Below are 21927 nucleotides of genomic sequence, written 5' to 3' on the forward strand. Positions count from 1 at the left end.
AGGCCGGTTGTCGCCCGTGGGGCCCGTTCGCCGCCCGTGGCGCCGGTCGGTCGCCCACCCGCTCGTCCTCCGTGAGGGCTCGTTCGCCGCCCGTGGAGCCCGTCAGTCGCCCACCCGCTCGTCCTCCGTGATGCGCACGCCCCGCGCCCAGTCGGCCGCGCGCATCGGCTTCTTGCCCTGGGCCTGCACCCACAGCAGCTCGACGGCGTGCGAACCGGTGCCCACGTGGACGCTGTTCTTGCCGACGGCGACCGCGCCCGGGGCGAGTTCGGCGCGTTCGGGGGCGAGGGCCAGCTGGATCAGCTTCAGCCGCTCCCCGCGGAAGGTGGTCCAGGCACCGGGTGCCGGGGTGCAACCGCGCACGACCCGGTCGACGCGGAGGGCCGGGGCGGCCCAGTCGACGCGCGCGTCCTCGACCGTGATCTTCGGGGCGAGCGTGACGCCCTCGGCGGGCTGCGGCACCGCCTCCAGGGTGCCGTCCTCGATCCCGTCCATGGTGGCGGCCAGCAGCCCGGAACCGGCGAAGGCGAGCCGGGTGAGCAGGTCGCCGCTGGTGTCGGTGGGCCGGATCTCCTCGGTGACGGTGCCGTAGACCGGTCCGGAGTCGAGCCCCTCCTCGATCAGGAAGGTGGAGGCGCCGGTGATCTCGTCGCCCGCCATCAGGGAGTGCTGCACGGGGGCGGCACCGCGCCACGCGGGCAGCAGCGAGAAGTGCAGGTTGACCCAGCCGTGGGCCGGCACGTCGAGAGCGACGCGGGGCAGCAGGGCGCCGTATGCGACGACGGGGCAGCAGTCCGGGGCGATCTCGCGCAGCCGTGCCAGGAAGTCCTCGTCGCGGGGGCGGCGCGGCTTGAGCACCTCGATGCCGGCCTCCTCGGCCCGCTCGGCGACCGGGCTGGCGACCAGCCGCCGGCCGCGTCCGGCCGGGGCGTCGGGGCGCGTGACGACGGCGGCGACCTCGTGCCGCCCGGAGGCGATCAGGGCGTCCAGGGCGGGGACGGCGACCTCGGGGGTGCCTGCGAAGACGAGCTTCATACGGGTGTGTCGGCCTCTCGGGCAGTGTTGCGTACCGATGCGTACCTGCGGCGAAGTCCGCCCAGTCTATGGCCCGGCGCCTCCGGGACGGCCGTGGCCCGGCGGTGCCGGGAGGCCCCGGCCCGCGGCGCCGCCCTCGGGGGTGCGGGCGGGCCCGGTGGGCGTACGCGAATGCTTCCGCGCCCCCACACCGTGACCAGTCACGCGCGAACGCGTTGGTCAAGAAGGAGTTGACCCCGACGGACCGGAACCCCCGGTCCACAGCCCGCCGCACACCTCCAGTGCCCTCTGCTCACCCTCACCACCTTCTTCACCCTCAGCACCTTCTTCACCTTCTTCACCCTCTTCATCTCTTCATCGCCGGTTCGAGAGGCTTGTTCATGGCCGACCACGCAACCCACGACGCCCAGGCCCGGGCCAGCCTGCACTTGCTGGTGCGGGACATCGAGCGGGTCCGCCGGCAGGTGGACGCGCTGCGCACGCTCACCGCCCAGTTGGGCAACGTCTACCGTCCCCGCCGCTCCGGGCCCTCCGCGGGCTTCGTCGTCTACGGGCGGGCTCCCGCTCCGACCGTCCGTCTCGCCCAGGAACTGCGGGACAGCGTCGAGACCCTGGTCACCGCGGCCGTCGACTTCGACCGCTCCCTGGGGTTCTCGTGGGACGCGGTCGGCTCCGCGCTCGGTGTCACCAAGCAGGCGGTGCACCGGCGCTACGGGGCGCGCAGGGCGGCCGCCCAGGCCGCCGCCGAGGCGGAGCGCACGGCGGAGTCGGCGGGCTCGCGCCCCGTCAACGTCGGTTCCGGTCTGCCGACGGTACCGGCGGCGCGGGCGATGCCGACGCAGCCGAAGGCGGGGAGTCCGTCCTTGCGCGAGGAGCCCAGGCCCCCCGCGTTCCCGACCCCCCGCAACGGCTGACCCCCGGCCACCTCACGGAGCCCCGTGCACGGCCGGGGCTCCGGGTGCGCCCCTCTCACGCGCTTTCCCTCTCCAGGGGCCGCGGGGAGCCCCTCAGCCGATGTCCGGCGGGTCGATGCGTATCCGCACCTCGGGGCCCGCTCCGCGTGCCATCCGTGCCGCCTGCGCCATCTTGAGCGCCGCCGCGAGCCCCGCACCGCTCCCCGGCGGCACCCGGACCAGCGCCCGTTCGCTCTCCGCCGACGGGGCGGCACCCCCCGGCGCGGCGACCGGCACCGGTCCGAGCACCTCCGCGTCCCCCGGCAGCTCCACTCCCGCCAGGAACTCCGCCACCGTGCCCACCGGACCCGCCACCGCCGCCATCCGGAACACCGGCGGGAAGGCCAGCTCGCGCCGCTCCCCCAGTTCCCGCACCGCGTGCCCGGCCGGGTCCCAGCGGACCAGCGCCTGCACGGGCCGCAGCGTCGGCTCGGCGACGATCACCACCGTGCCCCCCGCACTCTGGGGCCGGACGAGCGCGGCCGCCCCGATCCAGCGGCGCAGCGCCTCCTCCCCCGCCCGCAGGTCCGGCCTGCCGAGCATCGCCCATCCGTCGAGCAGCAGCGCGGCCGCGTAGCCGCCCTCGGCGACGGGCTCGGCCCCGGGTGTGCTCACCACCAGCGCCGGTGTCCCCGGCACCGTGTCCAGCACGTGCTCGCGACCCGAGGTGCGCACCGGCACCGCCGGGAACGCCCGCCCCAGCTCCTCCGCCGTCCGTCGCGCCCCCACGACCTGCGCCCGCAGCCGGAACCCGCCGCACTCCGGGCAGTGCCAGGAGGTCTCCCCGGTACCGCACCACACACAGCGCAGTTCTCCGTCGTCCCGTGCCTCCAGCGGCCCGGCGCAGCGCCGGCAACGGGCCGGCGCCCGGCACTGGGCACAGGCCAGCCGGGGTACGTACCCCCGCCGCGGCACCTGGATCAGCACCGGTCCCTGCCGCAGCCCCTCCCGCAGCGCCTGCCAGGCGAGCGTGGGCAGCCTGGCGGCCCTGGCGGCCTCGTCACGTGCCAGGTCCTGGTCCCCCACGGTCCGCACCAGTGGGGCGGTGGCCCGCACCGTTTCCCGCTCGGCGACCAGGGGCGCGGCCCAGCCGCTCTCCACCAGTTGCGCGGCCTCCACCGTGCAGCTCCAGCCGCCCAGCAGGAAGGCGCACCGGTCCCGGGTGGCGCGCAGTTCCAGCACCTCGCGCACATGCGGGAAGGGTGCGTGGTCGTCGCTGTGCCCGGAGTCGCCGTCGTCCCACACGACGACCAGGCCCAGGTTCCGCACCGGCGCGAACATCGCGGCGCGGGTGCCGACGACGGCCCGCACCGCACCCCGGCGCACGGCGAGCCACTCCCGGTAACGCCGCTCCTGCCCCGCGTCGGCGGTCAGCACCGCGTGCTGCCCCTCTCCGAGCAGGGCGGTGAGCGCGGCGTCGACCCGGCCGGCGGGGCGCCCGGAGGGGACGACGACGAGCGCGCCCCGGCCCGAGGCGAGCGTGGCCGCCACGGCCCGGGCGATCTCCTCGGCCCACTCGGGGCCGGGCAGCGCCGTCCACACCGCTCGGGGCGCGCCACCGCCGGCCAGGGCGCGCAGGAATCCCTCGCCCCTGCCGTAACGCGCCCAGCTCCCGGGCTCCGGCGGGGCGGGCGGGGCGGGCGGCGCACCCAACTCGCGGGCCTCGGCGCGGGCGTGCCGCGGCGGCACCGCCAGTTGCAGCACATCGGCGAGGCTGCCCGCATACCGGTCGGCGACGGCCCGGGCGAGGCCCAGCAGCTCGGGGTCGAGCACCGGCTCCGGCGAGACGACCTGGGCGAGGGCGGCCAGCGGCCCGGCGTAGTCGGACTCGGCGACCCGTTCGACGAGGTAGCCGTCGATGAGGCTCCCACCCTCGCGCCGCCCCTCCCGGACGGTGCGCCCCCCGGCGCCGAACCTCACCCGCACCCGTACCCCCGGCTGCGCGGCCTCGTCGAGTTCCTCGGGCACGGCGTAGTCGAAGTACCGGTCGAGGTGCAGGACACCCTTGTCGACCAGCACCCGGGCCACGGGCAGCTCCTTGGCCAGCGCCGCCCCCCGCCAGGTGCGCGGCTTGGCCCGGGGCACCTTCGCCCTGCGCACACTCTCGCGAATCAACGCAAGCTGCTCCGGCGGCGCCCCGTCACCCCCGGCGCCCCCGCCCCCCGCCTGCCCGTTCTCGCCGCTCACACCAGCATTTTTACCAAAGGGCACTGACAGTGGAGCAGCGACGGGCGGCGGGCACGAACCGCGTGGGCCCGGCCCCCGTGGAGGGGCCGGGCCCGGCGGAACGACGGGATGTGCCCGGTGTCAGAGACCCGCCGCCTTGCGCAGCGCGTCCATCCGGTCCGTGCGCTCCCAGGTGAAGTCGGCCAGTTCGCGGCCGAAGTGGCCGTAGGCGGCCGTCTGGGCGTAGATCGGGCGGAGCAGGTCGAGGTCGCGGATGATCGCGGCGGGGCGCAGGTCGAAGACCTCGGAGATGGCGGCCTCGATCTTCTCGGCGTCGACCTTGGCGGTGCCGAAGGTCTCCACGAAGAGGCCGACGGGCTCGGCCTTGCCGATCGCGTAGGCGACCTGGACCTCGCAGCGCGAGGCGAGGCCCGCGGCGACCACGTTCTTGGCGACCCAGCGCATCGCGTAGGCGGCCGAGCGGTCGACCTTGGACGGGTCCTTGCCGGAGAAGGCACCGCCGCCGTGGCGGGCCATGCCGCCGTAGGTGTCGATGATGATCTTGCGGCCGGTGAGGCCGGCGTCACCCATCGGGCCGCCGATCTCGAAGCGGCCGGTGGGGTTGACCAGCAGGCGGTAGCCCTCGGTCTCCAGCTTGATGCCGTCGTCCAGCAGGGCCTTCAGCTCGGGCTCGACGACGAACTCGCGGATGTCGGGGGCCAGCAGCGACTCCAGGTCGATGTCACTGGCGTGCTGGGAGGAGACGACGACGGTGTCGAGGCGGACCGCCTTGTCGCCGTCGTACTCGATGGTGACCTGCGTCTTGCCGTCCGGGCGCAGGTAGGGGATGGTGCCGTTCTTGCGCACGTCGGAGAGGCGCTTGGACAGCCGGTGGGCCAGGAAGATCGGCAGCGGCATCAGCGTGGGCGTCTCGTCGGAGGCGTACCCGAACATCAGGCCCTGGTCGCCGGCGCCCTGCCGGTCCAGCTCGTCCTCATCGCCCTCGACCCGGTTCTCGTAGGCCGCGTCCACTCCCTGGGCGATGTCCGGGGACTGGGCGCCGATGGAGACGGAGACACCGCAGGAGGCGCCGTCGAAGCCCTTCTTGGACGAGTCGTAGCCGATCCCGAGGATCGTGTTGCGCACCAGCGTCGCGATGTCCGCGTACGCCTTGGTCGTGACCTCGCCGGCCACGTGCACGAGGCCGGTGGTGATCAGCGTCTCCACGGCGACCCGGGAGGTCGGGTCCTCCCGCAGGAGCGCATCGAGAATGGTGTCACTGATCTGGTCAGCGATCTTGTCCGGGTGACCCTCGGTCACTGATTCCGAGGTGAACAGGCGACGGGACACAACGCTCCCTGGGGTTGCAGCGGCTGCTGGCTGATCATTGGTGGACGGGCGGGGGCTGCGCCCGGCGACGTCCGGGGACAGTTTATCGGTCATGCCCGGCCACGGGCCCACCCGTCTCGCCTCTCGGGCGCACTGTGACCTGCGGCACGGGCATTCTGCCCAATGCCGGGCCCGCGTGCCAGAGGCCCCGGACAGCGTGCACGAGCGGAGGGCGCGGGTCCGCCGGGCCCGGCCGCGCGGTCAGGCCAGACGGGCGGCCACGAGGTCCCAGACGGTGTCCGCCAGGGCCTCCTTCGGGCCGTGCGGCACGGGGGTTTCGCTGCCGTCGGCCCCCAGGACCACCGCCTCGTTCTCCTCGGCGCCGAAGGTGCGGTGCTCCCCCACCTCATTGACGACGAGCAGGTCGCAGCCCTTGCGCGCGAGCTTGGCGCGGCCGTTGGCGAGGACGTCGTCGGTCTCGGCGGCGAATCCCACGATCACCTGGCCGGACCTCGCCCGGTCGGCCGATATCTCCGCGAGAACGTCCGGATTGCGCACCAGCGCGACCGGTTCGGGCTCCTGTCCGTCCTTCTTCTTGATCTTTCCGGTGGCGTAGGCGGCGGGGCGGAAGTCGGCGACGGCGGCGGCCATGACGACCGCGTCGGCCTCGGCGGCCGCCTTCAGCACGGCCTCGCGCAGCTGCACCGCCGTGCCCACCGGGACCACGTCCACGCCGGCCGGGTCGGGCAGCGCGGCGTTGGCGGCGATCAGCGTGACCCGGGCGCCCCGCGCGGCGGCGGTCCGCGCGAGGGCGTAGCCCTGCTTGCCGGAGGAGCGGTTGCCGAGGAAGCGGACGGGGTCGAGCGGCTCCCGGGTGCCGCCGGCGCTGACCACGACGTGCCGCCCGGCGAGGTCGGGTTCCGCAACGCCCCGGGCCAGGACACGGCGGCAGACCTCGAAGATCTCGGCCGGGTCGGGCAGCCGGCCCTTGCCGGTGTCGACGCCGGTGAGGCGGCCGACGGCGGGCTCGATCACGACGGCGCCGCGGCGGCGCAGCGTCGCCACGTTCTCCCGGGTGGCGGGGTGCTCCCACATCTCGGTGTGCATCGCGGGGGCGAAGACGACCGGGCAGCGGGCGGTGAGCAGGGTGTTGGTCAGCAGGTCGTCGGCGAGGCCGTGGGCGGCCCTGGCCAGGGTGTCGGCGGTGGCGGGGGCGACCACGACGAGGTCGGCGGCCTGGCCGATGCGCACGTGCGGCACCTCGTGGACGTCGTCCCAGACCTCGGTGGAGACCGGGTGGCCGGAGAGCGCGGACCAGGTGGCGGCGCCGACGAAGTGCAGCGCGGAGGCGGTGGGGACGACGCGGACGTCATGGCCCGACTCGGTCAGCCGGCGCAGCAGCTCGCACGCCTTGTAGGCGGCGATACCGCCGCTGACCCCCAGAACGACCTTGGGCTTGCTGTCCGGACGCACCGGGCCTCCCCGCTCTCGACGCTCGTACGCCCCGGCAGATCGGCGTACGGGTTCCATGACACACCACAGGCCCGGCAGTCGCGCTGCCGGGCCTGTGGAAAAACCAGTTGCGGTCCGAAAATGCTACCGCCGTTACTGCGCCGGGCCCTCGACGGCCTCGGAGGTCAGCAGACCGGCGTTGATCTCGCGCAGGGCGATCGAGAGCGGCTTCTCGTGGACGTGCGTGTCGACGAGGGGACCGACGTACTCGAGGAGGCCCTCGCCGAGCTGCGAATAGTACGCGTTGATCTGGCGGGCCCGCTTGGCCGCGTAGATCACGAGGCTGTACTTCGAGTCGGTGGCCTCGAGGAGCTCGTCGATCGGCGGGTTGATGATGCCCTCGGGCGCGGTGATGGAAGAGGACACGCTCTACCTTCCGAAAGGTGGGATGAGATCGAAGAAAACGATCACACTACGTCCATCAAGGCTAGCAGCTCGCGCGCCACGTCCTCGACGGAGGTGTTGACGAGGGTCTCGTCGAACTCCGACTCGGCCGCGAGCTCGATCTTGGCCACGGCGAGGCGGCGCTCGATCACCTCGGGCGGCTCGGTGCCGCGACCGGTGAGCCTGCGCACCAGTTCCTCCCAGGAGGGAGGTGCCAGGAACACGAGCCGGGCGTCCGGCATGGACTCGCGGACCAGCCGGGCCCCCTGGAGGTCGATCTCCAGCAGGACCGGCTCGCCGGCCTCCAGGCGCTCCAGCACGGCGGCGCGCGGCGTGCCGTAGCGGTTGCCGGCGAACTCGGCCCATTCCAGCAGCTCGCCGTTGGCGATCAGCTTGTCCATCTCCTCGTCAGTGACGAAGAAGTACTGGACGCCGTGCTTCTCACCGGGGCGGGGCGTCCGGGTCGTCGCCGACACCGAGAGCCATACCTCGGGGTGTTCCTTGCGCATATGAGCGACGACCGTGCTCTTGCCGACCCCGGAGGGGCCGGAGAGCACGGTCAGCCGCGGACGTGCGTCCGGGGGTACGGGGGACGTCCCCCGGGGTGTTACAGCCATGCGGCGATTATTCCAGCAATCCCGGAGTGCCCCGGACTCAGCTGGCCTGGCTGCCGAACTCACGCTCCAGGGAGGCGATCTGGTTGGAGCCGAGGCCGCGGACCCGGCGGCTCTCGGAGATGCCGAGCCGCTCCATGATCTGCTTGGCGCGGACCTTGCCCACGCCCGGGAGGGACTCGAGGAGTGCGGAGACCTTCATCTTGCCGATGACGTCGTTCTCCTGGCCCTGCTTGATGACCTCGTGAAGGGAGGCGCCGGAGTGCTTGAGTCGATTCTTCACCTCGGCCCGCTCCCGGCGAGCCGCGGCGGCCTTTTGGAGCGCGGCTGCGCGCTGTTCGGGGGTAAGGGGCGGAAGAGCCACGCCTACGTCACCTCGGATGTCGAACTGTCGGATACGGACCGGTGAGGAACCTAGTCGTCCCACACCAGGTGAGCCGCGAGCAACACGCTTGCCCGTCGACTCTCGTCGGAGACTAGCGGTCAAGGCCGCGAGAGTCAGCGAGAACAGCGGAAAAGTCCTGGTCAGCCTCTGTCGAGCCGGGCATTTACGGCATACCGGCGCGGATTTGAGCCTGTATTCACGCTCAAGTGGGCTCAGGAGACGGCCAGAGCGGCCCTGACCTCCTCCGCGAAGCGGTCCGAGGCGGCCCGCAGCGCGCCCGTGTCGGGCCCGTGCCGGAGCACCCCCCGGCTGACGTTGGGGACGACCTCGCCCGAGGCCGCGCCGAAGACCCGCGGGAGATCGGCGGGGGTGGCGCCCTGGGCGCCGACGCCGGGCGCGAGGAGCGGCCCGTTGATCGCCAGGTCGTAGGAGGACAGGTCGCCGAGCGTCGCGCCGACGACCGCGCCGAAGGAACCGAGCGGCTCCTCCCCCGCGTTCTCCGCGGCCAGGTGGGCGAGGATCGTGGCGCCCACGTTCCGTCCCGGGCCCTCGCCGTCCCCGGCGCGGACCGCGTGCTGCACCTCGCCGCCCTCCGGGTTGGAGGTGAGGGCGAGCACGAAGAGACCGGCGCCGCTCTCCCGGGCCTGCTCCACGGCGGGCCGCAGCGATCCGTACCCCAGGTAGGGCGAGACGGTGAGCGCGTCCGAGAACAGGGGCGCGTCCTTGTGCAGGAAGGCCTCGGCGTAGGCCGCCATGGTGGAGCCGATGTCGCCGCGCTTGGCGTCCATGACGACGAGGGCGCCGGCGGCCCTGGCCTCCTGGACCGTCCTCTCCAGGACGGCGAGGCCGCGGGAGCCGAAGCGCTCGAAGAACGCGCTCTGCGGCTTCAGGACGGCGACCCGGTCGGCGACGGCCTCGACGACCGTGCGGCTGAACCGCTCCAGACCGGCCACGTCGTCGTTCAGTCCCCACTCGGTGAGCAGGGAGGCGTGCGGGTCGATGCCGACGCACAGCGGTCCGCGCGCGTCCATGGCACGGCGCAGCCGGGCTCCGAAGGGTTCCATCACCGTCATGCGTGCTTCCTCACGTCGGCGCCGACCGCGTCGGCGAGGGTGGCGTACGGGCTGCTGCGCAGGCGCGCGGCGAGACCCTTGTGGATCCCGCGGGCCCAGAAGGGGCCCTGGTAGATGAAGGCGCTGTAGCCCTGGACGAGGGTGGCGCCGGCCAGGATGCGCCGCCAGGCGTCCTCGGCGTCCTCGATGCCGCCGACGCCGACCAGGGTGACGCGGTCGCCCACGCGGGCGTGGAGGCGGCGCAGCACCTCCAGGGAACGTTCCTTGAGCGGCGCGCCGGACAGTCCGCCGGTCTCCGCGGTCACGGACGGGGCGGCGCGCAGGCCGAGGCCCTCCCGGGCGACGGTGGTGTTGGTGGCGATGATCCCGTCCAGGCCGAGTTCCACGGCCAGGTCGGCGACGGCGTCCACGTCCTCGTCGGCCAGATCGGGCGCGATCTTGACGAGCAGGGGGACCCGGCGTCCGGTCACCGCGCGGTCGGCGGCCTCGCGGACGGCGGTGAGCAGCGGGCGCAGGGCCTGTGTGGCCTGGAGGTTGCGCAGGCCGGGGGTGTTGGGCGAGGAGACGTTGACGACGAGGTAGTCGGCGTGCGGGGCGAGCCGCTCGGCGGACTTCACGTAGTCGGCGGCGGCCTCCTCCTCCGGGACGACCTTGGTCTTGCCGATGTTGACGCCGAGCACCGTGCGGAAGACGGGGGTGCGGGCGGCCAGGCGGGCGGCGACGGCGGCCGAGCCCTCGTTGTTGAAGCCCATGCGGTTGATCAGGGCCCGGTCCTGGACCAGGCGGAACAGCCGCTTCCTCGGGTTGCCGGGCTGGGGCTCGCCGGTGACGGTGCCGATCTCGACGTGGTCGAAGCCGAGCATGGCCAGGCCGTCGATCGCGAGGGCGTTCTTGTCGAAGCCGGCCGCGAGCCCGAAGGGGCTGTGCAGGCGCAGTCCGAGGGCCTCGGTGCGCAGTTCCTTGTGGCGGGGGGCGAGGGCCGCCGCGACGAAGGTGCGCAGCACGGGGACGCGGGCGACGAGGCGGATCCAGCGCACCGCGAGGTGGTGCGCCCGTTCCGGGTCCAGACGGGAGAAGACGAGCCGGAAGAAGAGCGGGTACATGTGTGTCCTGGGTGTCCTGGTGTCCTCATGAGGAGGGGGACACCGTTCCCGGTGTCCCCCTCGTCCGTCAGTCGCGGGCCGCGGTCAGGAATTCGGCGTGTTCCTGCAAGGAGCGCACGCCCACGCCGCCTGCGTGGAGGGCGTCGATGCCCTGGACGGCGGCGGCCAGCGCCTGGACCGTCGTCAGGCAGGGCACGGAGCGGGAGACGGCCGCCGTACGGATCTCGTAGCCGTCGAGGCGGCCGCCGGTGCCGTAGGGGGTGTTGACGATGAGGTCGACCTCGCCGTCGTGGATGTGCTGGACGATGGTCTTCTCGCCGTTCGGGCCGGGGCCCTCGGACTGCTTGCGCACGACGGTGGCGTCGATGCCGTTGCGCCGCAGCACCTCGGCGGTTCCGGAGGTGGCCAACAGCTCGAAGCCGTGGGCGACCAGTTCCCGGGCGGGGAAGATCATGGACCGCTTGTCGCGGTTGGCCACCGAGATGAACGCGCGGCCCTTGGTGGGCAACGGGCCGTAGGCGGCGGCCTGCGACTTGGCGTAGGCCGTGCCGAAGACGGAGTCGATGCCCATGACCTCGCCGGTGGAGCGCATCTCCGGGCCGAGCACGGTGTCGACGCCGCGTCCGGAGGTGTCCCGGAAGCGGCTCCAGGGCAGCACGGCCTCCTTGACGGAGATCGGCGCGTCCAGCGGGAGGGTACCGCCGTCGCCGTTCCTCGGCAGCAGGCCCTCGGCGCGCAGTTCGGCGACGGTCGCCCCGAGGGAGATGCGGGCGGCGGCCTTGGCCAGCGGCACCGCGGTCGCCTTGGAGGTGAAGGGGACCGTGCGGGAGGCGCGCGGGTTGGCCTCCAGGACGTAGAGGATGTCGCCGGACAGCGCGAACTGGATGTTGATCAGTCCGCGGACGCCGACGCCGCGCGCGATGGCCTCGGTGGAGGCGCGCAGCCGCTTGACGTCGTGGCCGCCGAGGGTGATCGGGGGCAGGGCGCAGGCCGAGTCGCCGGAGTGGATGCCGGCCTCCTCGATGTGCTCCATGACGCCGCCGAGGTAGAGCTCCTCGCCGTCGTAGAGGGCGTCGACGTCGATCTCTATGGCGTCGTCGAGGAAGCGGTCGACCAGGACCGGCCGGGAGGGGCTGATCTCGGTGGACTCCTCGATGTACGCCGAGAGCCGGGTCTCGTCGTAGACGATCTCCATGCCGCGGCCGCCGAGCACGTAGGAGGGCCGCACCAGGACCGGGTAGCCGATCTCGTCGGCGATGGCCTTGGCCTCGGCGAAGGTGGTGGCGGTGCCGTGCTTGGGGGCGGGCAGGCCGGCCTCGGCGAGCACGCGGCCGAAGGCGCCGCGGTCCTCGGCGGCGTGGATGGCCTCCGGGGAGGTGCCGACGACGGGCACGCCGTTGTCCTTGAGCGCCTGCGCGAGGCCGAGCGGGGTCTGCCCGCCGAGCTGGACGAGGACGCCCGCGACGGGTCCGGCCTGCTGCTCGGCGTGGACGATCTCCAGGACGTCCTCCAGGGTGAGCGGCTCGAAGTAGAGCCGGTCGGAGGTGTCGTAGTCGGTGGAGACGGTCTCCGGGTTGCAGTTGACCATCACGGTCTCGTAGCCGGCGTCGCTGAGGGCGAAGGAGGCGTGGACGCAGGAGTAGTCGAACTCGATGCCCTGGCCGATGCGGTTCGGGCCGGAGCCCAGGATGATCACCGCGGGCTTCTCGCGCGGCGCGACCTCGCTCTCCTCGTCGTAGGAGGAGTAGAAGTACGGCGTCCGGGCGGCGAACTCGGCGGCGCAGGTGTCGACCGTCTTGTAGACCGGGCGCACGCCGAGCGCGTGCCGCACCTCGCGCACGACGTCCTCGCGCAGGCCGCGGATCTCGCCGATCTGATGGTCGGAGAAGCCGTGCCGCTTGGCCTCGGCGAGCAGTCCGGCGTCGAGCCGCTCGACGGAGGCGACCTCGTCGGCGATCTCCTTGAGGAGGTAGAGCTGGTCGACGAACCAGGGGTCGATCTTGGTGGCCTCGAAGACCTCCTCGGGGGTGGCGCCCGCGCGGATGGCGCCCATGACGGCGTTGATCCGGCCGTCGGTGGGGCGGACCGCCTCCTCGAGCAGCGCGGCCTTGTCGCCGGGGTCGCCGACGAACGTGAACTGGCTGCCCTTCTTCTCCAGGGAGCGCAGCGCCTTCTGGAAGGCCTCGGTGAAGTTCCGGCCGATCGCCATGGCCTCGCCGACCGACTTCATGGTGGTGGTCAGCGTGGAGTCGGCGGAGGGGAACTTCTCGAAGGCGAAGCGGGGGGCCTTGACGACGACGTAGTCGAGCGTGGGCTCGAAGGAGGCCGGGGTCTGCTCGGTGATGTCGTTGGGGATCTCGTCGAGGGTGTAGCCGACGGCGAGCTTCGCGGCGATCTTGGCGATGGGGAAGCCGGTCGCCTTGGAGGCGAGCGCCGAGGAGCGCGAGACGCGGGGGTTCATCTCGATGACGATGACCCGGCCGTCCACGGGGTTGACGGCGAACTGGATGTTGCAGCCGCCGGTGTCGACGCCGACCTCGCGGATGATCGCGATGCCCATGTCGCGCAGGATCTGGTACTCGCGGTCGGTGAGCGTCATCGCGGGGGCGACGGTGATGGAGTCGCCGGTGTGCACGCCCATCGGGTCGAAGTTCTCGATGGAGCAGACGACCACGACGTTGTCGTTCTTGTCGCGCATCAGCTCCAGCTCGTACTCCTTCCAGCCGAGGATGGACTCCTCCAGGAGCACCTCGGTGGTCGGCGAGAGGGTGAGGCCGGTGCCGGCGATGCGGCGCAGCTCCTCCTCGTCGTGGGCGAAGCCGGAGCCGGCGCCGCCCATCGTGAAGGAGGGCCGTACGACGACCGGGTAGCCGCCGAGCGTCTCGACGCCCGCGAGGACGTCGTCCATGGTGTGGCAGATGACCGAGCGGGCGGACTCGCCGTGCCCGATCTTCTTGCGGACCTCCTCGACGACCAGCTTGAACTGGTCCCGGTCCTCGCCCTTGTGGATGGCCTCCACGTTGGCGCCGATGAGCTCGACGCCGTACTTCTCCAGGACGCCGTTCTCGTGCAGCGAGATCGCGGTGTTCAGGGCGGTCTGGCCGCCCAGGGTGGGCAGCAGGGCGTCCGGGCGCTCCTTGGCGATGATCTTCTCGACGAACTCGGGGGTGATCGGCTCGACGTAGGTGGCGTCGGCGATCTCCGGGTCGGTCATGATCGTCGCCGGGTTGGAGTTGACCAGGACGACCCGCAGACCCTCGGCCTTGAGGACGCGGCACGCCTGGGTGCCGGAGTAGTCGAATTCGGCGGCCTGGCCGATGACGATCGGGCCGGAGCCGATGACCAGGACGGACTGGATATCGGTGCGCTTAGGCACGCTGGCCCTCCATCGGGACTGTGCTCATCAAAGACGTGAAACGGTCGAACAGGTAGGCGGCGTCGTGCGGGCCGGCCGCCGCCTCGGGGTGGTACTGGACGCTGAAGGCCGGCCGGTCCAGGAGCTGGAGGCCCTCCACCACGTTGTCGTTGAGGCAGACGTGGGAGACCTCGGCGCGGCCGAAGGGGGTCTCGGAGACCTTGTCGGTGGGGGCGTCGACGGCGAAGCCGTGGTTGTGCGCGGTGACCTCGACCTTGCCGGTCGTGCGGTCCTGCACCGGCTGGTTGATGCCGCGGTGGCCGTACTTGAGCTTGTAGGTCCCGAAGCCGAGGGCACGGCCGAGGAGCTGGTTGCCGAAGCAGATCCCGAACAGCGGGGTGCCGCGCTCCAGGACACCCCGCATGAGGGCGACGGGGTGGTCGGCGGTGGCCGGGTCGCCGGGGCCGTTGGAGAAGAACACGCCGTCGGGCTCGACCGCGTACACCTCGTCGAGGGTGGCGGTCGCGGGCAGCACGTGCACCTCGATGCCGCGCTCGGCCATGCGCTGCGGGGTCATGCCCTTGATGCCGAGGTCGATCGCGGCGACGGTGAACTTCTTCTCGCCGACCGCCGGGACGACGTACGCCTCGGGGGTGGTGACCTCCTCGAAGAGGCTGGCGCCCTTCATCTGGGGGGCCTCCTGGACCCGTGCCAGCAGGGTGGCATCGTCCGCGAGGGCCTCGCCGCTGAAGATGCCGACGCGCATGGCGCCGCGTTCGCGCAGGTGGCGGGTGAGGGCGCGGGTGTCGATGCCGGAGATGCCGACGACGCCCTGCCCGGCCAGCTCCTCGTCGAGGGTGCGCCGGTTGCGCCAGCTGGAGGGCACGCGTGCGGGGTCGCGCACGACGTAGCCGGCGACCCAGATCTGCCGGGACTCGGCGTCCTCGTCGTTGACGCCGGTGTTGCCGACGTGCGGGGCGGTCATGACGACGACCTGGCGGCGGTAGGACGGGTCGGTGAGGGTCTCCTGGTAGCCGGTCATGCCGGTGGAGAACACCGCTTCGCCGAAGGTCTCCCCCACGGCCCCGTAGGCACGGCCGCGGAAGATACGGCCGTCCTCCAGGACGAGTACGGCGGGAACCTTGGCTCCCCTTGTGGAGGTGGTCATCGTGCGCCTTCCGTTTCCGTCTTGTTGATCATGTGGTTCAGGGTCCTGACCCATTCCGGGTGCTCGGCCGCGTGGTCGGAGCGGAAGCCGGAGTCGATCAGCCTGTCGCCGTGCTGCCAGGTGACGACCAGCAGTCCGCCCTCGGTGAGGACCTTGCCGGCGATGCCCTTGTCGAGCCGGGCCTCGCGCAGTGCGGCGGCCGGGACGAAGAAGTCGGCGGCTCCGGGGCGTACGACGTCCAGGCCGGCGCCGGTGAGGGTGAGCTCGACGCGGCTGCGGGTGCCCAGTCCGCGCGCGACGATGCGGTCCAGCCACTGTCCGGCGGTGGTGGAGCCGTGGTAGCGGCCGCTCATCGTCAGGGTGGCGGGCCCCCGCTCGTCCGGCGCCAGGGGAAGCTCCGGAAGGTCGTTCTGGAGGGTGCCGCGCCACTTCCAGCCCTCGCGCATGAGCCAGTAGAGGAGCGCGACGAAGAGGGCGAGACCCACCAGCCAGCCGATGCGCGCGGCCCAGTCGGTCACTTCCGCCGATTTCTGTTCGGCGGCCAGCAGCTGCAGAGATGTCACGTGAGCTTCCCGTCGACGAGCGTGGCCCTGCCCCGGAGCCAGGTGTGCGTGACACGGCCCGGCAGCGCGCGGCCCTCGTAGGGGGTGTTGCGGCTGCGCGAGGCGAAGCCCGCGGGGTCCACCTGCCCACGGTATGCCGTGTCGACCAGGGTGAGGTTGGCGGGCTCACCTGCCGAGACGGGCCGGCCGTGGCCGTGCGCCCGTCCGATCTCGGCGGGCGTGGCGGACATGCGCGCGGCGACCCCGGCCCAGTCCAGCAGCCCGGTTTCCACCATCGTCTCCTGGACCACCGACAGGGCGGTCTCCAGGCCGACCATGCCCATGGCGGCGGCGGCCCACTCGCAGTCCTTGTCCTCGTGCGGGTGCGGGGCGTGGTCGGTGGCCACGATGTCGATCGTGCCGTCGGCGAGCGCCTCGCGCAGGGCATGCACGTCGGCCTCGGTGCGCAGCGGCGGGTTGACCTTGTAGACCGGGTTGTAGGTGCGCACCAGCTCGTCGGTGAGGAGCAGGTGGTGCGGGGTGACCTCGGCCGTCACCCGGATGCCGCGGGCCTTGGCCCAGCGGACGATCTCGACGCTGCCGGCGGTGGACAGGTGGCAGATGTGGACGCGGGAGCCGACGTGGTCGGCGAGCAGCACGTCCCGGGCGATGATCGACTCCTCGGCGACGGCCGGCCAGCCGCCCAGACCGAGCTCGGCGGAGACGACGCCCTCGTTCATCTGGGCGCCATCGGTGAGCCGGGGTTCCTGCGCGTGCTGGGCGACGACGCCGCCGAAGGCCTTCACGTACTCCAGGGCGCGGCGCATGATCACGGCGTCGTGGACGCACTTGCCGTCGTCGGAGAAGACGGTGACACCGGCCGCCGAGTCGTGCATGGCGCCCAGCTCGGCGAGCTTCTTCCCTTCCAGTCCGACGGTGACGGCGCCGATGGGCTGCACGTCGCAGTAGCCGTGCTCCCGGCCGAGCCGGTACACCTGCTCGACCACGCCGGCGGTGTCGGCGACGGGGAAGGTGTTGGCCATGGCGAACACGGCCGTGTAGCCGCCGGAGGCGGCGGCCCGGGTGCCGGTGAGGACCGTCTCGGAGTCCTCGCGGCCGGGCTCGCGCAGATGGGTGTGCAGGTCGACCAGGCCCGGCAGCAGCACCTTGCCCTCGGCCTCGACGATCTCGGCGCCCTCGGTGTCGGCGTCGGGGAGCCCGGTACCGACGTGCATGATCGTTTCGCCGTCGATCAGGACGTCCTGGGGCGCGCCGCCGAGGACCTTCGCACCGCGGATCAGGGTCTTGCTCATGCCGGTTACTTCTCCTCCGTGGTGCGGGCGTGGGTGAGGGCGGGCTCGTTGCCGCCGAGCAGCAGGTACAGGACGGCCATCCGGATCGAGACGCCGTTGGCGACCTGCTCGACGGCCGTGCAGCGCGGCGAGTCGGCGACCTCGGCGGTGATCTCCATGCCGCGGACCATCGGCCCGGGGTGCATCACGATGGCCTGCTCGGGCATCCGCGCCATGCGGTCGGCGTCGAGGCCGTAGCGGCGGGTGTACTCGCGCTCGGTCGGGAAGAACGCGGCGTTCATGCGTTCGCGCTGCACGCGGAGCAGCATCACCGCGTCGGACTTGGGAAGCGTGGAGTCGAGGTCGTAGGAGACCTCGCAGGGCCAGGTCTCGACGCCCACCGGCAGCAGGGTGGGCGGGGCGACGAGGGTGACCTCGGCGCCCAGGGTGTGCAGCAGGTCGACGTTGGAGCGGGCGACCCGGCTGTGCAGGATGTCGCCGACGAGCGTGACACGCCGGCCTGTGAGGTCCTGGCCGAGTCCCGCGTCCCGGCCGACCAGGCGGCGGCGCAGGGTGAAGGCGTCCAGCAGGGCCTGGGTGGGGTGCTGGTGGGTGCCGTCGCCCGCGTTGATCACGGCGGCGTCGATCCAGCCGGAGTTGGCCAGCCGGTAGGGGGCGCCGGAGGAGCCGTGCCGGATGACGACGGCGTCGACGCCCATCGCCTCCAGGGTCTGCGCGGTGTCCTTGAGGGACTCCCCCTTGGACACGCTGGAGCCCTTGGCGGTGAAGTTGATGACGTCCGCGGACAGGCGCTTCTCGGCGGCCTCGAAGGAGATCCGGGTACGGGTCGAGTCCTCGAAGAAGAGGTTGACGACGGTACGGCCGCGCAGGGTGGGCAGTTTCTTGATCGGCCGGTCGGCGACCCGGGCCATCTCCTCGGCGGTGTCGAGGATCAGGACGGCGTCGTCGCGGGTGAGGTCGGCGGCCGAGATGAGATGACGCTGCATCTTTTTCAGGCTCCGTAGGGCGGTTCTGGGCAGGAGGCCGGGCTCCGGGAGGCGGGCGCCTTCCGGCGACCGGGTCCTCCGGCGGGTGTCCGGCGGGGCTTCGCCGGGCGGGGCGGCACGTGCGGGGGCGCACGCGGGCCCGGCCGGGCTCGCTCGCGGCAGGCGTACGGCGGTGCCGTACGCCGGAAGCTAGGGCTGGGCGCCCTGGGCGGCCGGCTTCACACCGAGCAGCACGGTGTCGCGGCCGTCCTCCTCGGAGAGCTGGACCTTGACCGTCTCCCGCAACGACGTGGGGAGGTTCTTGCCGACGTAGTCGGCGCGGATCGGGAGTTCGCGGTGACCGCGGTCGACGAGGACGGCGAGCTGCACGGCGCGCGGCCGGCCGATGTCGCCCAGCGCGTCCAGGGCGGCGCGGATGGTGCGCCCGGAGAAGAGCACGTCGTCGACGAGGACGACGAGGCGGCCGTCGACGCCGTCCCCGGGGATCTCGGTGCGGGCGAGCGCACGCGGGGGCTGCATGCGCAGGTCGTCGCGGTACATGGTGATGTCGAGGGAGCCGACCGGGACGGCGCGGCCGGTGATCTGCTCGAGCTTGGCGGCGAGCCGGCGGGCGAGGAAGACGCCGCGGGTCGGAATGCCGAGGAGCACCACGTCGTCGGCGCCCTTGGCGCGTTCGACGATCTCGTGGGCGATGCGGGTCAGTACCCGCGCGATGTCGGGGCCCTCGAGTACGGGCCGGGCATCGGACGCGTACGCGTCGACAGGGGTGTCCATGAAAAACGGACCTCCTTCTCCGCCTCACGGGACGGACCTTAAAGGACGTCGGATGTACGCCGTCCACGCTACCAGCCCCGGGACGGGCCCCCGCCGGCCACCCCCGCACATCCCCGGTCGCCCCGGAATGCCCCGGATCTCCGCCCTTCCCCGCACCCCCTCCGCGCCCCGCCGCGCCGCCCGGTCACCCCTTCGGCCGTCGCCTCTCACCCGATCGGCGTCACCACCCGTCGCCGGCAGGTGGACGGGGCGGGCCGACCGATTCCGCTTGACGGGGCAGAGTCACGCTGCGTAACCTCACAGTGAGTCACCAAGCCGCGCGGCCGCGCCGCACGTCGACACAGTGTCCGGGAGCCATATGTCCAGCGAATACGCCAAGCAGCTCGGGGCCAAGCTCCGGGCCATCCGCACCCAGCAGGGGCTCTCGCTCCACGGTGTCGAGGAGAAGTCCCAGGGACGCTGGAAGGCCGTCGTCGTCGGCTCCTACGAGCGCGGCGACCGCGCCGTGACCGTGCAGCGCCTCGCCGAGCTCGCGGACTTCTACGGGGTGCCGGTGCAGGAGCTGCTGCCGGGCACCACGCCGGGCGGGGCCGCCGAGCCGCCGCCGAAGCTCGTCCTCGACCTGGAGCGGCTGGCCACGGTCCCGGTGGAGAAGGCCGGGCCCCTGCAGCGCTACGCGGCGACGATCCAGTCGCAGCGCGGCGACTACAACGGCAAGGTTCTCTCCATCCGCCAGGACGACCTGCGGACACTCGCCGTCATCTACGACCAGTCGCCCTCGGTCCTCACCGAGCAGCTGATCACCTGGGGCGTTCTCGACGCGGACGCGCGCCGCGCCGTCGCCCACGAGGACGCCTGAGAGCCGCTCTCGCGCAGAAACGTGCCGCCGGGGCGGCGGGAACCCATCCGGTTCCCGCCGCCCCGGCGGCTTTGCGGTGCCTCGGCGGTGCGATACGCGCTAGGCGCGCCGCAGCGAGGGCTTCAGCTCCTTCAGACGGCCGAGGAGGCCGTTGACGAACCCCGGCGACTCGTCCGTGGAGAACTCCTTGGCGAGCTGCACCATCTCGTCCAGCACCACCGCGTCGGGCGTCTCGTCGACCCAGATCAGCTCGTAGGCGCCGAGCCGCAGGATGTTGCGGTCGACGACCGGCATCCGGTCCAGCGTCCAGCCCACCGCGTACTGCGCGAGGAGCTCGTCGATCCGCGTCACGTGCTCCGCGTAGCCCTCGACGAGCTGCATCGTGTACTCGCTGACCGGCGGCTGCCGGGTGTCGCTCCGGGAGAGGGAGACCCAGTCCGCGAGCACGGTCAGGACGTCGGCACCCCGCTGGTCGCCCTCGAAGAGAATCTGGAAGGCGCGCTTGCGGGCCGTGTTACGGGCAGCCACGGTTAGCTGTTCACCCGGCCGAGGTAGTCACTCGAACGGGTGTCGACCTTGATCTTCTCACCGGTGGTGATGAAGAGCGGGACCTGGATCTGGTGGCCGGTCTCCAGGGTGGCGGGCTTGGTGCCACCGGTGGAGCGGTCGCCCTGGACGCCCGGCTCGGTCTCCTGGATGGTCAGCTCGACGGCGGCGGGCAGCTCCACGAAGAGCACCTCGCCCTCGTGCTGGGCGACGGTGGCCTCGAAGCCCTCGATGAGGAAGTTCGCGGCGTCACCGACGGCCTTGCGGTCGACGTGGAGCTGGTCGTAGGTCTCCATGTCCATGAAGACGAAGTAGTCGCCGTCCATGTAGGAGAACTGCATGTCGCGCTTGTCGACAGTGGCCGTCTCGACCTTGACGCCGGCGTTGAACGTCTTGTCGACGACCTTGCCGGAGAGCACGTTCTTGAGCTTGGTGCGCACGAAGGCCGGGCCCTTGCCGGGCTTGACGTGCTGGAACTCGACGACGGACCAGAGCTGGCCGCCTTCGAGCTTGAGCACCATGCCGTTCTTGAGGTCGTTCGTGGAAGCCACGGTTGCGGAATCTCCTGGACTGACGAGTGGACGACAAGAAGACACGCGCCTACAGCGCGAGCAGCTCCTTGGTCGTGATGGTGAGTAGCTCGGGTCCGCCGTCCGCCTCGGGGCGCACGACGAGCGTGTCATCGATCCGGACACCGCCCCGGCCCGGGAGGTGGACCCCCGGTTCGACGGTGACCGGCACGCAAGCGTCCAGTTTACCCATGGCCGTGGGGGCCAATTGAGGGTCCTCCTCGATTTCCAGTCCGACCCCGTGTCCCGTCATCTGCGGCAGCGCGTCCCCGTGCCCCCCGGAGTCGATCACCTGCCGCGCCACCCGGTCCACGTCCCGGCACGCCACACCGGGTGCCAGGGCCTCGCGTCCGGCCCGCTGAGCGGCGAAGACCAGGTCGTACAGCTCGATCTGCCAGTCGGCGGGCGAGGTCCCGATGACGAAGGTACGGCCGATCTCGCAGCGGTAGCCGTGGTAGGCGGCGCCGAGGCAGACGGTGAGGAAGTCCCCTTCCTCCACGCGCCGGTCGGTGGGGCGGTGGCCGCGGCGTCCGGAGTGGGGGCCGGTGGCCACGGAGGTGGTGAAGGCGGGCCCGTCGGCGCCGTGGTCGACGAGGCGGCGCTCCAGTTCGAGGGCGAGGTGCCGCTCGGTGCGGCCGACGAGGATCGACTCCAGGAGTTCGCCGAGGGCCTGGTCGGCGATCTCCGCGCCGACGCGCAGCAGGGAGATCTCCTCCTCGTCCTTGACGAGGCGCAGTTGTTCGACGATGCCGCCGACGTCGTCGAGCCGCAGCCGGGGGGCGACGGAGCGCAGGGCGCGGTGGCGGGAGACGGTGAGGTGGTGCTCCTCCACCGCGAGGGAATCGACACCCTGGTCGGCGGCCAGGTCCGCGGCGGCGACCGCGGCGTCGCCGCCGGTGGCGTTCGGGCCTCCGGTGCGGCCCGGCAGGGTCTGGACGCGCAGCGCCTCGTCGAGGCGGTCGGCGCCGGGCTGCGGATCGGGCGGGCCGGGACTGAGCAGCAGGTCCTCCTCGCGGCCGAGGAGAAGGACCGCGCCGCGGGGCGCGGCGCCGGCCAGATAGCGGACGTTGACGGGGCGGGAGATCAGCGCCGTCGCGCTGCCGCTCGCGCTGCAGCGGTCCCTCAGGCGGTTGCGGCGGTTCGCGTACACCTCGGACATGCCCCGAGCCTATGAGCTATGGGCGATTTGTGCCGGTTGGGGACCGCCGAGCGGGGCGCGGACGCCCGGGGGCGTGCGCCACCCCCGGCCGGACGCGCCGGA

At 72.4% G+C, this 21927-nt stretch carries 20 protein-coding genes; 2 read left to right on the forward strand and 18 right to left on the reverse strand.

Annotation, left to right across the window (positions count from 1 at the left end; genetic code table 11):
- Positions 1-102 precede the first annotated feature (102 nt).
- Positions 103-1035, reverse strand: coding sequence for a methionyl-tRNA formyltransferase (gene fmt / locus OHB09_RS05480; protein ID WP_006141567.1), 933 nt, complete (start codon positions 1033-1035; stop codon positions 103-105).
- Between the two features lie 380 nt (positions 1036-1415).
- On the opposite strand from fmt, the gene OHB09_RS05485 reads away from it, so the two are divergent.
- The gene (locus OHB09_RS05485; protein ID WP_040895999.1) at positions 1416-1949 is read left to right on the forward strand and encodes a hypothetical protein; all 534 of its coding nucleotides are present in this window, start codon (positions 1416-1418) and stop codon (positions 1947-1949) included.
- 93 nt (positions 1950-2042) lie between these two features.
- Here the strand turns inward: OHB09_RS05485 and OHB09_RS05490 are convergent, their stop codons facing one another.
- From OHB09_RS05490 to pyrR, 14 genes are all read right to left on the reverse strand, one after another.
- Positions 2043-4175 (reverse strand): primosomal protein N', encoded by a 2133-nt coding sequence (locus OHB09_RS05490; RefSeq protein ID WP_328919151.1) that lies wholly within the window; start codon positions 4173-4175, stop codon positions 2043-2045.
- A 120-nt stretch (positions 4176-4295) separates the two neighbouring features.
- The gene (gene metK / locus OHB09_RS05495) at positions 4296-5504 is read right to left on the reverse strand and encodes a methionine adenosyltransferase (RefSeq protein WP_006141571.1); all 1209 of its coding nucleotides are present in this window, start codon (positions 5502-5504) and stop codon (positions 4296-4298) included.
- 240 nt (positions 5505-5744) lie between these two features.
- Positions 5745-7013: a bifunctional phosphopantothenoylcysteine decarboxylase/phosphopantothenate--cysteine ligase CoaBC gene (gene coaBC, locus OHB09_RS05500; RefSeq protein WP_240964052.1), complete on the reverse strand. Its 1269-nt coding sequence runs from the start codon at positions 7011-7013 to the stop codon at positions 5745-5747.
- A gap of 75 nt (positions 7014-7088) precedes the next feature.
- A complete protein-coding gene (gene rpoZ, locus OHB09_RS05505) occupies positions 7089-7361 on the reverse strand; it encodes a DNA-directed RNA polymerase subunit omega (protein ID WP_003982715.1) in 273 nt (90 codons plus the stop codon).
- Positions 7362-7402: 41 nt separating this feature from the next.
- Complete coding sequence (gene gmk / locus OHB09_RS05510; protein ID WP_050811244.1) at positions 7403-7996, reverse strand: guanylate kinase; 594 nt, start codon at positions 7994-7996, stop codon at positions 7403-7405.
- A 37-nt stretch (positions 7997-8033) separates the two neighbouring features.
- Positions 8034-8357 (reverse strand): integration host factor, encoded by a 324-nt coding sequence (locus tag OHB09_RS05515; RefSeq protein ID WP_093592676.1) that lies wholly within the window; start codon positions 8355-8357, stop codon positions 8034-8036.
- 233 nt (positions 8358-8590) lie between these two features.
- Positions 8591-9451 (reverse strand): orotidine-5'-phosphate decarboxylase, encoded by an 861-nt coding sequence (gene pyrF, locus OHB09_RS05520; protein ID WP_191890863.1) that lies wholly within the window; start codon positions 9449-9451, stop codon positions 8591-8593.
- A complete protein-coding gene (locus OHB09_RS05525; protein WP_191854447.1) occupies positions 9448-10554 on the reverse strand; it encodes a quinone-dependent dihydroorotate dehydrogenase in 1107 nt (368 codons plus the stop codon). Before OHB09_RS05525 ends, pyrF begins: the two co-directional genes overlap by 4 nt.
- A gap of 67 nt (positions 10555-10621) precedes the next feature.
- Positions 10622-13930, reverse strand: a complete 3309-nt coding sequence (carB, locus tag OHB09_RS05530) for a carbamoyl-phosphate synthase large subunit (RefSeq protein ID WP_328921677.1) — start codon at positions 13928-13930, stop codon at positions 10622-10624.
- Positions 13923-15077, reverse strand: coding sequence for a glutamine-hydrolyzing carbamoyl-phosphate synthase small subunit (gene carA, locus OHB09_RS05535; RefSeq protein ID WP_006141578.1), 1155 nt, complete (start codon positions 15075-15077; stop codon positions 13923-13925). Before carA ends, carB begins: the two co-directional genes overlap by 8 nt.
- Positions 15074-15640 carry a PH-like domain-containing protein gene (locus OHB09_RS05540; protein ID WP_006141579.1) on the reverse strand — a complete coding sequence of 189 codons (567 nt, stop codon included), beginning with the start codon at positions 15638-15640 and terminating at the stop codon, positions 15074-15076. Before OHB09_RS05540 ends, carA begins: the two co-directional genes overlap by 4 nt.
- On the reverse strand, positions 15637-16932 hold the full coding sequence (locus OHB09_RS05545) for a dihydroorotase (RefSeq protein ID WP_328921678.1): 1296 nt from the start codon (positions 16930-16932) through the stop codon (positions 15637-15639). Before OHB09_RS05545 ends, OHB09_RS05540 begins: the two co-directional genes overlap by 4 nt.
- Before the next feature lie 5 nt (positions 16933-16937).
- On the reverse strand, positions 16938-17918 hold the full coding sequence (locus OHB09_RS05550; RefSeq protein ID WP_006141581.1) for an aspartate carbamoyltransferase catalytic subunit: 981 nt from the start codon (positions 17916-17918) through the stop codon (positions 16938-16940).
- A gap of 189 nt (positions 17919-18107) precedes the next feature.
- Complete coding sequence (gene pyrR, locus OHB09_RS05555; RefSeq protein WP_006141582.1) at positions 18108-18692, reverse strand: bifunctional pyr operon transcriptional regulator/uracil phosphoribosyltransferase PyrR; 585 nt, start codon at positions 18690-18692, stop codon at positions 18108-18110.
- Between the two features lie 358 nt (positions 18693-19050).
- Here pyrR and bldD point away from each other — a divergent pair, with 358 nt between their 5' ends.
- A complete protein-coding gene (gene bldD, locus OHB09_RS05560; RefSeq protein ID WP_006141583.1) occupies positions 19051-19551 on the forward strand; it encodes a transcriptional regulator BldD in 501 nt (166 codons plus the stop codon).
- A 99-nt stretch (positions 19552-19650) separates the two neighbouring features.
- On the opposite strand, the gene nusB is transcribed toward bldD, so the two are convergent.
- From nusB to OHB09_RS05575, 3 genes are read right to left on the reverse strand one after another with little or no spacing between them, the layout of a single operon-like run.
- Positions 19651-20079, reverse strand: coding sequence for a transcription antitermination factor NusB (gene nusB, locus OHB09_RS05565; RefSeq protein WP_006141585.1), 429 nt, complete (start codon positions 20077-20079; stop codon positions 19651-19653).
- Positions 20080-20081: 2 nt separating this feature from the next.
- Positions 20082-20648 carry an elongation factor P gene (gene efp, locus OHB09_RS05570; RefSeq protein WP_006141586.1) on the reverse strand — a complete coding sequence of 189 codons (567 nt, stop codon included), beginning with the start codon at positions 20646-20648 and terminating at the stop codon, positions 20082-20084.
- 49 nt (positions 20649-20697) lie between these two features.
- Complete coding sequence (locus OHB09_RS05575) at positions 20698-21825, reverse strand: aminopeptidase P family protein (protein WP_006141588.1); 1128 nt, start codon at positions 21823-21825, stop codon at positions 20698-20700.
- Positions 21826-21927: the final 102 nt, after the last annotated feature.

Origin of the sequence: Streptomyces griseoaurantiacus (assembly GCF_036189845.1) — a bacterium.
GTDB classification, from domain to species: Bacteria; Actinomycetota; Actinomycetes; order Streptomycetales; family Streptomycetaceae; genus Streptomyces; species Streptomyces griseoaurantiacus.